This is a genomic window from Microthrixaceae bacterium (assembly GCA_016702505.1).
Lineage (GTDB): Bacteria > Actinomycetota > Acidimicrobiia > Acidimicrobiales > Iamiaceae > Aquihabitans.
On record JADJDU010000016.1, the window covers coordinates 15,122 to 27,856 of the forward strand.

At 66.3% G+C, this 12,735-nt stretch carries 11 protein-coding genes and 1 pseudogene; 3 read left to right on the forward strand and 9 right to left on the reverse strand.

The genetic code is table 11. The features are described from left to right. Positions 1-2: 2 nt before the first annotated feature. Positions 3-2,507, reverse strand: a pseudogene (secA, locus tag IPG97_15165) (preprotein translocase subunit SecA). 149 nt (positions 2,508-2,656) lie between these two features. On the opposite strand from secA, the gene IPG97_15170 reads away from it, so the two are divergent. Next, positions 2,657-3,595, forward strand: coding sequence for a Dyp-type peroxidase (locus tag IPG97_15170; protein MBK6857841.1), 939 nt, complete (start codon positions 2,657-2,659; stop codon positions 3,593-3,595). 54 nt (positions 3,596-3,649) lie between these two features. On the opposite strand, the gene raiA is transcribed toward IPG97_15170, so the two are convergent. The 3 genes from raiA to IPG97_15185 form a co-directional block, all read right to left on the reverse strand. Further along, on the reverse strand, positions 3,650-4,375 hold the full coding sequence (gene raiA, locus IPG97_15175; GenBank protein MBK6857842.1) for a ribosome-associated translation inhibitor RaiA: 726 nt from the start codon (positions 4,373-4,375) through the stop codon (positions 3,650-3,652). Positions 4,376-4,394: 19 nt separating this feature from the next. Continuing rightward, positions 4,395-4,910 (reverse strand): ComF family protein, encoded by a 516-nt coding sequence (locus IPG97_15180; GenBank protein MBK6857843.1) that lies wholly within the window; start codon positions 4,908-4,910, stop codon positions 4,395-4,397. Positions 4,911-5,057: 147 nt separating this feature from the next. Then, positions 5,058-5,909, reverse strand: coding sequence for an SDR family NAD(P)-dependent oxidoreductase (locus IPG97_15185; GenBank protein ID MBK6857844.1), 852 nt, complete (start codon positions 5,907-5,909; stop codon positions 5,058-5,060). A 73-nt stretch (positions 5,910-5,982) separates the two neighbouring features. Between IPG97_15185 and IPG97_15190 the strand changes: the two genes are divergently transcribed. Next, positions 5,983-6,321 carry a hypothetical protein gene (locus IPG97_15190; GenBank protein ID MBK6857845.1) on the forward strand — a complete coding sequence of 113 codons (339 nt, stop codon included), beginning with the start codon at positions 5,983-5,985 and terminating at the stop codon, positions 6,319-6,321. Between the two features lie 144 nt (positions 6,322-6,465). Here the strand turns inward: IPG97_15190 and IPG97_15195 are convergent, their stop codons facing one another. Continuing rightward, positions 6,466-7,914, reverse strand: coding sequence for an adenosylhomocysteinase (locus tag IPG97_15195; GenBank protein ID MBK6857846.1), 1,449 nt, complete (start codon positions 7,912-7,914; stop codon positions 6,466-6,468). A 234-nt stretch (positions 7,915-8,148) separates the two neighbouring features. Here IPG97_15195 and IPG97_15200 point away from each other — a divergent pair, with 234 nt between their 5' ends. After that, positions 8,149-9,018 carry a TIGR03619 family F420-dependent LLM class oxidoreductase gene (locus IPG97_15200; GenBank protein MBK6857847.1) on the forward strand — a complete coding sequence of 290 codons (870 nt, stop codon included), beginning with the start codon at positions 8,149-8,151 and terminating at the stop codon, positions 9,016-9,018. 98 nt (positions 9,019-9,116) lie between these two features. Here IPG97_15200 and IPG97_15205 read toward each other — a convergent pair whose 3' ends face one another. From IPG97_15205 to manB, 4 genes are read right to left on the reverse strand one after another with little or no spacing between them, the layout of a single operon-like run. Further along, positions 9,117-10,046, reverse strand: coding sequence for a cyclase family protein (locus IPG97_15205; protein MBK6857848.1), 930 nt, complete (start codon positions 10,044-10,046; stop codon positions 9,117-9,119). Positions 10,047-10,048: 2 nt separating this feature from the next. Continuing rightward, positions 10,049-11,116 carry a hypothetical protein gene (locus IPG97_15210; protein ID MBK6857849.1) on the reverse strand — a complete coding sequence of 356 codons (1,068 nt, stop codon included), beginning with the start codon at positions 11,114-11,116 and terminating at the stop codon, positions 10,049-10,051. 3 nt (positions 11,117-11,119) lie between these two features. Further along, the gene (locus tag IPG97_15215) at positions 11,120-11,359 is read right to left on the reverse strand and encodes a Trm112 family protein (protein MBK6857850.1); all 240 of its coding nucleotides are present in this window, start codon (positions 11,357-11,359) and stop codon (positions 11,120-11,122) included. A gap of 5 nt (positions 11,360-11,364) precedes the next feature. Further along, positions 11,365-12,729: a phosphomannomutase/phosphoglucomutase gene (manB, locus tag IPG97_15220; protein MBK6857851.1), complete on the reverse strand. Its 1,365-nt coding sequence runs from the start codon at positions 12,727-12,729 to the stop codon at positions 11,365-11,367. Positions 12,730-12,735: the final 6 nt, after the last annotated feature.

Here is a 12,735-nt window from a genome sequence, read left to right on the forward strand (position 1 = left end):
GTTCAGGCCGCGCCGTGGCAGTTCTTGAACTTCTTGCCACTGCCGCACGGGCACGGTGAGTTGCGCGGGGTCTTGTCCCAGTCCGACTTCACTACCGGCTGCATGGTCTCGGCTTCGGCCGAAGCCGCCGATGGCGCCGCCGCCGGCATCACTGCCCTCGGCCAATGCCTGAGCCCGAGCCGCGGCGGCCAGGTTGCCGCCCGCGCTCGACGGATCCTCGGGGCCACTGGTGGCCAGGTCCTTGACCGCAGCGGGCTTCTCGGCCTCTTCCTTGACGACCTGCACCCGCATCACGTACTTCACGAAGTCCTGGGCGATCGAGGTCATCATCACCCCGAACATCTCGTAGCCCTCGCGCTGCCACTCCACCAGCGGGTCGCGCTGACCCATGGCCCGCAGGCCGATGCCGTGCTCGAGGTAGTCCATCTCCAACAGGTGCTCACGCCACTGCTGGTCGATGATGTTGAGCATCACCTGGCGCTCGATCTGGCGCATCGTGTCCGCGCCGAGCTCCTGCTCGCGGGCCTCGTAGTAGGCGGTGGCCTCGGCCAGGAGCATGTCGTTTAGGTCGTCGGTGCCGCCGGCCTCGCCGAGCTGCTCCACGGTGAGCTCGCTGGGCCAGAAGGTGCCGATCTCGCTGCGCAGCCCGTCGAGGTCCCACTCCTCTCGGCGAAGTCGGTGACGCAGAAGGTGCCTGACGGCGGCCTCCACCGCATCCTCGAGGTAGTCGAGCGTTTCGGCCCGAAGGTCGGCGTCCTCGAGGATCTGGTCGCGGCGCTTGTAGATCACCTTGCGCTGCTCGTTCATCACCTCGTCGTACTTGAGCACGTTCTTGCGGATCTCGGCGTTGCGCTGCTCGACGGTGTTCTGCGCCCGCTCGATGGCCTTGGTGACCATCTTGGCCTCGATCGGCACGTCGTCGGGGAGGGCCTTGCCCATCACCCAGTTCTTCGTCGGTCTCGGGGTCTAGGCCCTCGGCTCGTACGTCACGGGTGGCGAGGCCCTCGGGGTTGCCGCCGAGGAGGATGTCGACGCCTCGACCGGCCATGTTGGTGGCCACGGTGATGGCACCGAGCCGCCCGGCCTGGGTGACGATCTCGGCCTCACGGGTGTGCTGCTTGGCGTTCAGCACCTCGTGGCGGATGCCCCGCTTGTCGAGCAGGCGCGAGAGCTTCTCGGACTTCTCGACCGAGATGGTGCCCACCAACACCGGCTGGCCCTTTTCGTAGCGTTCGGCGATGTCGTCGACCACGGCGGCGAACTTCGACACCTCGCTCTTGTAGATGAGGTCGGGCTGGTCGATGCGCTGGATGTCGCGGTGGGTGGGGATCGGCACCACCTGCAGCTCGTAGGTGCTGCCGAACTCGGCGGCCTCGGTGAGCGCCGTGCCGGTCATGCCGGCGAGCTTGTCGTACATGCGGAAGTAGTTCTGGAGGGTGATCGTGGCGAGGGTCTGGTTCTCCTCCTTGATCTTCACCCCTTCCTTGGCCTCGACCGCCTGGTGCAGGCCCTCGGACCACCGTCGCCCCTCAAGGATGCGGCCGGTGAACTCGTCGACGATCTTCACCTCGCCGCCCTGGATGATGTAGTCCTTGTCTCGCTTGTAGAGCTCCTTGGCCCTGAGCGCGGCCTGGAACTGGTGGACCAGGTTCTGTTGGACGGCGTCGTACAGGTTCTCGAGAGCCCAGGGCCGCCTCGACCCGGGTGATGCCCTCGTCGGTGGGAGCGACGTTGCGCTTCTCTTCGTCGACGTCGTAGTCGACGTCTCGCTTGAGGCCGCGAACGATGCTGGCGAACTTGTAGTAGAGCTGGGCGGCGTCGGCGACCTTGCCCGAGATGATCAGCGGCGTGCGGGCCTCGTCGATCAGGATCGAGTCGACCTCGTCGACGATGGCGAAGGCGTGACCCCGCTGGGTCTTGGCCTCCTTGGTGGTGGCCATGTTGTCGCGCAGGTAGTCGAAGCCGAACTCGTTGTTCGTGCCGTAGGTGATGTCGCAGGCGTACTGGGCGCGCTTGAAGGCGGGGTCGTTGTTATCGGGCAGGATCAAGCCGATGGTGAGCCCCAGCCATCCGTGGACCCGCCCCATCCACTCGGCGTCTCGCCGGGCCAGGTAGTCGTTGACGGTGATGACGTGCACGCCTTTGCCCGACACTCCGTTGAGGTACGCGGGAAGGGTGGACACCAGGGTCTTGCCCTCGCCGGTCTTCATCTCGGCCACCCAGCCGAAGTGCAGCGCGGCGCCACCCATCATCTGGACGTCGTAGTGGCGCTGGCCGATGGTGCGACTTGCGGCCTCTCGCACGACGGCGAATGCGTCGAGCAGCAGGTCGTCGAGGTCGGCGCCGTTGTCGAGCTGTTGGCGCATGTCTCCGGTGCGGGCCCGAAGGTCCGCATCGGAGAGCTTCTGAAGCTCGGCTTCGCGCGAATTGATGTCGGGGACGAGGCCCTGCAAAGCCTTGAGCTTGCGGCCCTCACCCACCCGGAGGAGCTTGTCGAGTACACCCATGAGGTAGGCGAGTCTAGGGGCCGGTGGCCGCTGGTGATACTCCGCCACACCTCTGGCCGACCCCTGGCCGATGCCCCGGTCGTGGTCCGGCTCCCTAGGATCGGGCGTCATCGCTCAGACCCGATGGTCTGGCCCTGTGAGGAGAAGCTGTGGCCCGCCACCAATACGCCGTGTTCGCCGACGGAACCCGCGCCCACCACCACGTCGAGCTCAAGGTCCGCCCCGGTGCCAAGCCCGACGCCATCGCCCGAGCCCTGATCGAGGTCAGATCCGTCGGGGCCGACCACCTGGCCAACGGATCGGTGAACCTGGCCCTCGGTTTCGGTCCCCACTTGTGGGGTGAGCTAGCTCCCGACCGGGTTCCCGACGGTCTGCGGGACTTCCCCGGCTATCGCAACGAAACCGCGGGTCAAGATGTCCCCGCCACCCAGACCGACCTGTGGCTGTGGGCCCACGGTTCCGGGCCCGACACCGTGTTCGACGTGATCCGGGCCGCCGTCGCCGCCCTCGATCCGGTAGCCGAGATCGTGTTGGACCAGCCCTGCTTCGTCTACCACGACTCCCGTGACCTCACCGGCTTCATCGACGGCAGCGCCAACCCCGACCCCGACGATGCCCCCACCGAAGCCGAGATTCCCGCGGGCCAGGTGGGCGAGGCCGGAACCTTCGCCATGACCGTTCGCTACGAGCACGACCTCGAAGCGTTCTGGGCGCTCGACGTGGCCGCACAGGAGGACGTGATCGGCCGGTCGAAGTCCGACAGCGTGGCCCTGCCGGCCGAGCGTCGACCGAGCGACTCTCACATCACCAGAGCCGAGGCCGCCGACGCCTCGGGCGACGAGCTGGTTGTCTACCGCCGCAGCGTGCCGTTCGCCGATGCCACCATTCAGGGCCTGCACTTCGTGTCCTTCGGCCGAGATCTGGACCGATTCGACCTTCAGCTTCGACAGATGTACGGGCTGACCGACGATGGCGTGGTCGACCGACTCCTGGCCTTCACCCGAGCCCGTACCGGGTCGTTCTGGTTCTGCCCCAGTGTGGAGGACCTGGACGCGGTGGCACCGCTGCCCCCCGACCCCGAGGACTGACCAGACCGACCCAGTCGGGCCGGATCTGGTCAGGTCGGGTTGGATCTGGTCAGGTCAGTCGGCCTCGTCGATCAGGCCGACGTGGCCGTCGTCTCGGCGGTAGACCACCGCAGCCCGGCTGGTCTCCGCGTTGGTGAAGAAGAAGAACCCGTGGCCGAGCAGTTCCATGCGCTCTACCGCCTCCTCGGCGGCCATCGGGAACATGGCGAATCGCTTGGACTTGACGATCTTGAGCTCGGTCACAGCCTCATCGGCCACGTCGAGCTCGGGTTCGGCCACGGCCGCAGCCACCTCGGCGGCTGACACAGCCGCCCCGAGCGCGCCGACGCCCTTGTGCGCCTTGGGGGCCCCGTGGTTGCGGTTGTTGAGCTTGGTCTTGAGCTTCAGTAGCTGCTGTTCGAGTTTGGCGTAGGCCTTGTCCACCGCCTGATAGCCGTCTGCGGCCTGCACCTTGCACCGGACGTGATGTCCCCGACCCTCGATGGTGACCTCACAGACCTCTTTGTCTGCGATGCGGGGGTTCTTGTGTTCCCAGAAGTGGACCTCGGCGTGGTCGAGACCGTCGAGAAATCGGCTGAGACGCCCGATCTTCTCCTCGGCCATCGTCCTGAGCTTCTCGGGAACATCGGTGTTTCGGCGGCTGACGGTTACCTGCACGAGGGGACCTCCGGCTCGGGTGCTGTTGTGTCTCGGAGCGTAGACCGCCACGACGTCGATCGCTCCCGGCGCGAAGGTGGCATCGACACCACCAGCACAGGACTGAAGACCCTGCCCAGACACCGCCTCGAGTGGTTGACTTTCAGCGGGTGTGAGCCGCGGCCAGACCCACCACTGCCGCCGCTCCACCCCGGCGCAGGGCCGATGCCGCCGCCGCCATCGTGGCCCCGGTTGTGATCACGTCGTCCACCACGATCACCGTCAACCCACTCACGGGGACCCGGGGCGAGAACGAAGGCGCAGCCCACCGCTGTGAGCGTGTCCCCCCGGTTTGAGCCGGGCCTTCGACACGATCCAGAAGCCTCACGGCCGGAAGGCCGAGCCCACGCCCCACCCTTCGAGCCAGGAGCTCGGCATGGTCGAAACCGCGGGCCCGACGCCGAGCCGGGGTAGTGGGTGCCCAGGTGACGACGTCGGCAGCCCCCGGTTCGACCAAGCGGGTCATGGCCCGGGCCAGCCAGACCAGGATCTGTCGCTGGTTGCGGTACTTGACCCGGGCCACCAGATCCCTGGCAATCCCCTCGTAGTCGAGAACGGCCCGACAAGCTGTGACCCCAGGTAGAGGGGCGATGGGCGCCGATGGACGGAGAAGCTTCACGCACTCCCGACACGGCGCCGGCCCGGGCCGATCACACCCCGGACACCTCGACTCCAAGAACACGGCACGGACCTACCCACGATCCCAGACCACCAACCCGCGACATGCTGTAGGCCTAGATCCGCTGGAAGGCAGAGCCTTCCGGCGTCACCCCTCGCCAGCTGGCTCGGGGAGACCCGCCACGGCCGGGTCTCGACCCTCGACGATGCGGTCCACTCGACCAGTGATCATCGGCATCCAGTCCGGGTGGGTCAGGATGTAGAAGCGGCGGGTGAGGATGGCATCAATGACCTGATCAGCAACGTCATCGGGGTCCAGACCATCGGCTATCAACGCCCCCACGAAGTCACCGAAGCCAGCGGTCGGGCCATCGACGTCGGGATCCGGTGACCCCGGGCGGTTGCGAGCCGCCTCGTGGATGCGCGTCCGCACCCAACCGGGGCACAGCACCGAGACCCCCACCCCAGAGGCGCCGGCCAAGGCCAGATCGGCGAACAGGGTCTCCGACAGGGTGACCACAGCGTGCTTGGAGACGTTGTAAGTGCTCATGAACGGGGGCGAGGTGAGCCCGGCCATCGAGGCCGTGTTCACGATGTGGCCCTCTCCCTGTTCGATCAGCAACGGAGCGAAGGTACGTATCCCGTTGACGACGCCGTACAGGTTGACGCCCAGCACCCACTGCCAGTCCTCGAGCGACTGCGTCCAGACCGGTCCGGCCGAGGAGACGCCGGCGTTGTTGACCACGACGTGGACGGTGCCGAACCGGGCGACAGCGGCGTCGCGCAGAGCCTCGACCTGGACGGGGTCGCTCACGTCGCAAACCATGGTTAGGACCTCGGCGTCTGACCCCAGGCCCACGCTGGCCGCTTCAAGGGCATCGACCTCGATGTCGGCCATCACCACCTTGGCTCCCTGAGCCAACAAGGCGCGGGTGAGCGCCAGCCCGATGCCAGATGCCGCACCGGTGACCACCGCAACCTTGCCCAATAGGTCTTCCACTTCGTTCCCCTTGCTCGCTGGTTGCCCTGACCGGGTGCTGTCGCACTCGACCAGGGCACCCTACGCTTCGGGCGTGAGCGCTCATGTCCGAAACATGGCTGTGACGTTGACCGTCTTGGTGGCAGCAAGTGGTTGTGGGGCAAACGGCGACCGCACCGCCCTGGCCTTCACCCACCCGCGCTGGAACGATGCCGGTGATCTCGTGGTTTCCACCGAGTGCGCCACCGACCTAAGCGTCGAGGTCGGCACCGACCACGGAGGCTCGGACCTGTGGGAGGTGACCGTGTGGGGGCGTCCAGCGATGGGTCGGTGCCGACCTGCCATCGAGGTGAAGTTGCCGGTCGAGGCCAGGACAGCCCGCCCCACCAAGGTGGTCGACGGGACCACCTCCATGGTCGTGGATCTGCCCTGACCTCAACCGGCTACAACCGCTAGGACCCTTAGGAGGCGAGCCGATATGCGAGCCGACCCCTAAATACGGCATGGCTAAACCGAGGCGAAGCCTCGGTCTGATCAACCTCACAGCGACGACGACTGAACCTATCCGCTCGGGTCCTTAGTAGCGGTAGTGCTCGGGCTTGTAGGGACCCTGCACCGACACGCCGATGTAGTCGGCCTGGTCCGGGGTGAGCTCGGTGAGGCGCACCCCGAGCGAGTCGAGATGGAGCCGGGCCACCTTCTCATCGAGCACCTTGGGCAGGGTGTACACGCCGATCGGGTACTGATCGGTCTTGGTGAACAGCTCGATCTGAGCGATGGCCTGGTTGGTGAACGAGTTGCTCATGACGAAGCTGGGGTGGCCGGTGGCGCAGCCCAGGTTCATGAGCCTGCCTTCGGCCAGGATGATCACCGAGTGACCGTCGGGGAACTGGAACTCGTGCACCTGCGGCTTGATCTCGATCTTGCGGACGTCGCTCATGCGGGCCAGTCCGGCCATATCGATCTCGTTGTCGAAGTGACCGATGTTGGCCACGATGGCCTGGTGCTTCATGCGAGCCATGTGCTCGGCCGAGATGATGGCCTTGTTGCCGGTGGTGGTGATGAAGATGTCAGCGGTATCGAGCACGTCTTCGAGGCGAGCCACCTGGAACCCCTCCATGGCGGCCTGAAGGGCGCAGATCGGATCCACCTCGGCCACGATCACTCGGGCGCCCTGGCCTCGCAGGCTCTCGGCACAACCCTTGCCGACGTCGCCGTACCCGGCGACGAAGGCCACCTTGCCGCCGATCATCACGTCGGTGGCGCGGTTCAGGCCGTCGATGAGGCTGTGACGGCATCCGTAGAGGTTGTCGAACTTGGACTTGGTGACCGAGTCGTTGACGTTGATGGCCGGGAACAGGAGCTGCCCTGCCTCGAACATCTGGTAGAGCCGGTGAACCCCGGTGGTGGTCTCCTCGGTGACCCCCAAGATGGCGGCGGCCACATCGGTCCAGCGGGTGGGTTCCTTGGCCACGCTCTCCTTGAGGAGGTTGAGCACGACCGTCCATTCCTCGGAGTCATCCTCGGTGGGCTCGGGCACAACCCCGGCCAGCTCGTACTCCCGACCCTTGTGGACCAGCATGGTGGCGTCGCCGCCGTCATCGAGGATCATGTTGGGACCAGCCCCGTCGGGCCAGCGCAGCGCCTGCTCGGTGCACCACCAGTACTCCTCGAGGGTCTCGCCCTTCCAGGCGTACACCGGCACCCCTTGGGGGTTGTCGATGGTGCCCTCGGGTCCGACGACGACGGCCGCAGCGGCGTGGTCTTGGGTGGAGAAGATGTTGCAGCTCACCCATCGGACGTCTGCACCCAGCGCCACCAGCGTCTCGATGAGCACGGCGGTCTGGATCGTCATGTGGAGGGAGCCCATGATGCGGGCCCCCGCCAGGGGTTGGGCGTCGGCGAACTCGGCTCTGGTGGCCATGAGGCCGGGCATCTCGTGCTCGGCGAGCTGGATCTCCTTGCGACCGAAGCCGTGAAGGGCGAGGTCTGCGACCTTGTAGTCGTCAGGCGAGAGGGTGGGCACGGGGAGACCTCCAGGGTCGAAGTTGGGACTGAATCGGTTCGAGCTGGCCCCAAGGGCGCGCCCGAAGAGAGGGAGGGGCTGGAGCCTGCTGGCTCACCCAGATCAGCCCATCGGCCGCAATGGCCGCCGGGAAGGTTAACCCACCACAGTTCGGCCCGTCACAGGGTGAACGTGTTCTAGTTTCAGGGGAGCGGTGACCGACCGCCCAGTGAAGATCTCGAAGGGGACCATCTCATGAAGTTCTCGATCGCCACCGCCTGGATCGACCCAACTGAACTGCCGGCCATCTCCCGCGAAGCGGACCGCCTCGGGTACTACGGCCTCAGCGTTTCTGATCACGTCGTCAACATCGAGACGCTGCGCACCCCCTACCCCTACAGCGCCGATGGAGAGCGGCGCTGGAAGTCCTTCGATCCCTGGGTAGATCCGATGGTCACCATCGGCGCCCTCGGCGCGGTGACCGAGCGGCTCCGGTTCTTCACCAACGTCTACGTCCTCCCGATGCGAGACCCCTTCACCACCGCCAAGACCGTTGCCACCGCATCGATCTTCACCGGCGGCCGGGTGGCCCTGGGGATCGGCATGGGGTGGTGCGAAGACGAGTTCGACCTGATCGGTCAGCCGTTCCGTCGACGAGGAGCCCGCTCCGACGAGATGCTCGAAGTCTTGGCCACGCTCTGGCAGGGCGGTTGGGTGGAGCACCACGGCGAGTTCTACGACATTCCCCGCCTCGAGATGTCCCCTCCCCCACCGGCGCCGATTCCGATCCTGGTGGGCGGTATGTCCGATGCGGCCCTGCGCCGAGCTGCCCGCCATGACGGCTGGATCTCAGATCTGATCAGCACCGATGAAGCAGCCAGCTGTGTAGCCACCTTGGAGGAGATGCGTTCGGAGTTGGGTCGCACATCGGATTTCGATGTGGTCGTATCGCTCAACGACGCCGTGACCCTCGATCAGTTCCGTCGGGCCGAGGAGGTGGGCGTGACCAACGTTTTGACCATGCCCTGGGTGTACCACGGAGGTTTCGACCTCTCCCTCGACCAAAAGCTGGAGGGCATGCGCCGATTCGCCGACGAGATCGTGACCCCCCTGGCCGAAGGCTGAGAGCCCGCCCCTGGCACCGGCCCGAACCGGTCTGCTGAGACCACGTGCCAGCCGACTGGGGTCTGGCTAGCTCGTGGGTTGGCCCAGGGATTCCGGGACTACTTGACGGCGGTGGGGACGACGATCCCGCCGGTGCTGCCGGTCAGGGGTACCGGCGACGCCGTCAGCAGGAAGTCGTACTGGCCATCAGCCGCGCAGTCGCCAGCCAGATCGTCGAGGAACCAGATCTGCCCTTGGGCCATGCCCATGTCTCGGAGTTGGATCATGTGGACAGGCAGCATCACCGCGGGGTCCTCTGACGGGAAGCACTCCAGCACGAACGTGTCGGTGGCCACCGCCCCCACGTCGTGGCGGTGCAGCCATTCGATCGTGTCGGTGGACAGGCCCGGGCAGATCATGCGGTAGCGATCTCGCTCGCCGATGCGAAGGAAGTGCATGTGCCCGGTGCGGACCAACACGATGTCTCCGGGTTCGATGGTCAGCCCGGTCTCGTCCACGGCCGCATCGAGGTCATCGGCGGTGATCGGGTAGCCGTCTTCGAAGTGATCGACGCCCTTGAGTCGAGCGATGTCGAGAAGCACCCCGCGGCTGACCACCGGCCCGAAGTGCTCGATGCCGAGCCGGCTGGCACCATCGACGGTCACCACCGATGCGGGCGTGGCGTTGTAGAGCTCACCGCCGTAACCGACGTGGCTCAACGCATCCCAATGGGTGGCGGCCTGAACGCCCATGCTCATCTTGTCGTCGCTGGTGGTGAACCCGGCAGGGTCGCCGGTGATGGGCAACGCCACCATGTTCATGGTCAGCGCCGGGTTGTCCCGACCGGGGATGGCGCCGGTCTGGGGTCCCTGGGAATCGAAGGGAATTGCCAACGAGAAGGCGCGGCCTTGGCGGGCGGCGGCCACGCCTCGCTGGACCGCGGCGGTGTCGATGAGGTTGAGAGTGCCCCGCTGGTCTTCCGCGCCCCAACGACCACGGTTGGACACCCGGGCAGCCAGCTCGGTTAGCTCGGTTGGGAGTCCAGCCATGATCAGGCCTCCGCTCCCGCGGCGGAACCGTCGTCAGACCCCTCGGCCACCGTTGGGGACGGGGTGATCACGGGGGTGGGCCCGGGGTCGATGCCGTAGCGGTCGGCCAGGGCCAACGACACCATGTCTCCCACGTAGGCCAGGTCGAGGAGCTGGGCCAAGCTGCCCTCTCCCCCGGCCTGAACGGTGTGGATCCCCACCATCACCTCTTCCATCCACTCCTCGATCAGCGCGAACTGCTCGGCCACCTCCGGCGGTTCCTCGTCGTGACGCAGCAACACCAGCGACATGACTTGGCGGGTGATGTCGCCGTGTTGTCCCCAACCGGCGAGCTCTCCGTGAACCACGTCGGGCAGCACACCCCACCAAGCCGGGGACTTGGCGTTCTGGTTGATCTGGTCCTTCCATCGCATGGCCGCGGCCCGTCCAACACCCGACCCGCCGTAGACCAGCGGCATGGTCCCAGCCAGTTCCCCAGCCAGGTGAGCCATCAGGTTGTCGGGGCTGTCCAGCTCGGACCGGCGGTCGCGAAGTTGGGCGATGGCGGCCGCGATCCATTCCCGGCCCCCCGGATAGAACCCGAGACGATCGAAGGCGGTCAGCACCGGGATGGTCAGTGCTCCGATGCGGGCTCGGGGTGGGACATGGGTCGGGCCGTCTGCGATCGGAAGGAAGACGGTTGGCGACTCGGTGCTGTCGGCCAACGCACCGAGTTGGCCACCGCTGGTCACCGCGAAGAGTTGAGCCCCGGCCTCGACACAAGCGGACGCCACCGAAACGGTCTCAGGCGCGTTCCCCGATGCCGAGATGGCGACGACCAGGGTGGACGAATCCACGAAGGACGGAGGCGAGAAGCCCTTTTGGACCAGCAGTGGAACCGGCATGAAAGGCCCGGCCACCGCGGCCAGCAGGTCACCGACCCAGCCCGCCGCGCCGGTTCCGGTTACCAAGACGTTGGCGATGGAGTCGTGATCGGGATGCGGGCCGGTGACGGTGAGTCGCCGGAAGGCGGCCTCCACCTGGTCTGGTAGCCCAATCAGGGCATCGGCGAAGCCCAGTGAATCGGGCACGATCTAACCCTCCGACAGGGTGGAACGGACGTTGTCGGCCTTGGCCTTGGCCATCAGTCGTTCGTGCTCGGCGTCGTCTACGGTGACGGCCTCGTCGATGAGCATCACCGGGATGTGGTCGCGGATCTCGTAGCGGCGCTTGAGCCGAGGGTTGTACAGGGCTTCCTCCGACTCGAAGTACAGAAGCGGGCCCTTGTCGTCGGGGCAGGCGAGGATCTCGAGAAGCTTGGGGTCGAGGGCCATGACGGTCATCCCTTGGTGATCAAGTGGAGAAGCTCAGAGGTGTGGGCATCGCACTCGTCTCGAGTACGAGCCTCCAGGTTGAGCCTCAACAGTGGTTCGGTGTTGGACGGACGCAGGTTGAACCACCAGTCACCGAGATCGACGGTCAACCCGTCGAGGCGATCCTGGGTGGCGTCGGGGTGACTGGCAGCGAAGGTGGCCGCCACCGAATCGATCACCTTGCTGGGGTTCGAGACCTGGGTGTTGATCTCGCCCGAATCGGCGTAGCGGTCATAGGGGGACCGCAGCACCGACATCGGCTCGTCTGCGGCGCACAGCAACTCCAGCACGTGCATGGCCGCGATCAGGCCCGAGTCGGCCCGGTAGTTGTCACGGAAGTAGTAGTGCGCCGAGTGCTCGCCACCGAAGGCTGCTCCGGTGGTCGCCATCTCCGCTTTGATGAAGGAGTGGCCCACCTTGGTGCGCACCGGCGTGCCGCCGTTCTCACGCACCACCTCGGGCACCACCTTGGAGCAGATCAGGTTGTGAAGAACAGTGGCTCCGGGCTCCTTGGCCAGCACCCCGGCCGCGACCATGGCGGTGGTCACAGAACCCGACAGCCCCCGACCCTTCTCGTCAACGACGAAGACACGGTCGGCGTCACCGTCGAAGGCGAAGCCGATGTCTGCTCCGACCTCACGTACCCGCGCGCACAGGTCACGCTGGTTCTCGGGTTGGATGGGATCGGCGGGGTGGTTGGGGAAGGTGCCGTCCAGCTCCGGAAAGAGGATCTCCAGGTCAAAGGGCAGCGACTCGAACACGGCGGGTACGACCAGGCCACCCATGCCGTTGGCGGTGTCGGCCACGACCTTGAGGGGGCGGAACTTGGAGACGTCCACGAAGGAGCGGACGTGGTCGGCGAAGTCACCGAGAAGGTCAAGCTGGCGTAGGGCACCGGCCTGAGAGGTCGCCTGCGGCGGTGAATCCACCAGCCTTCGCACGACGTCGAGACCGGAGTCGACGCCGACAGGGCGGGCGCCGGCCAAGCAGAACTTGATGCCGTTGTACTGGGCCGGGTTGTGCGATGCGGTGAACATCGCACCGGGAGCACCTCGCCGCCCCGACGCGAAGTAGACGAGGTCGGTGGAGGCCAGCCCCAGGTCGACCACGTCCACGCCCTGAGAACGAGCTCCCTCGCTGAAGGCGACCACGAGCTCGACGCCAGAGGGTCTCATGTCCCGGGCCACCAAGATCTCTGGCACCGGCCCTCCCTCGTCGAGCGCGAACCGGGCGAAGGCGGCACCGATGGACCGACAGGTGTCGGCATCGATCTGGTCGGGGAACGTGCCCCTGATGTCGTACGCCTTGAAGATGGCGTCTAGGTCTGCCATGGCGCC

What these genes read in the sequence shown, in the direction of transcription:
- IPG97_15200 (MBK6857847.1), top strand. Translation starts at nt 8,149, where the DNA reads ATGAAGTTCTCGATCGCCACCGCCTGGATCGACCCAACTGAACTGCCG.
- IPG97_15205 (MBK6857848.1), bottom strand. Translation starts at nt 10,046, where the DNA reads ATGGCTGGACTCCCAACCGAGCTAACCGAGCTGGCTGCCCGGGTGTCC.
- manB (MBK6857851.1), bottom strand. Translation starts at nt 12,729, where the DNA reads ATGGCAGACCTAGACGCCATCTTCAAGGCGTACGACATCAGGGGCACG.
- IPG97_15215 (MBK6857850.1), bottom strand. Translation starts at nt 11,359, where the DNA reads ATGGCCCTCGACCCCAAGCTTCTCGAGATCCTCGCCTGCCCCGACGAC.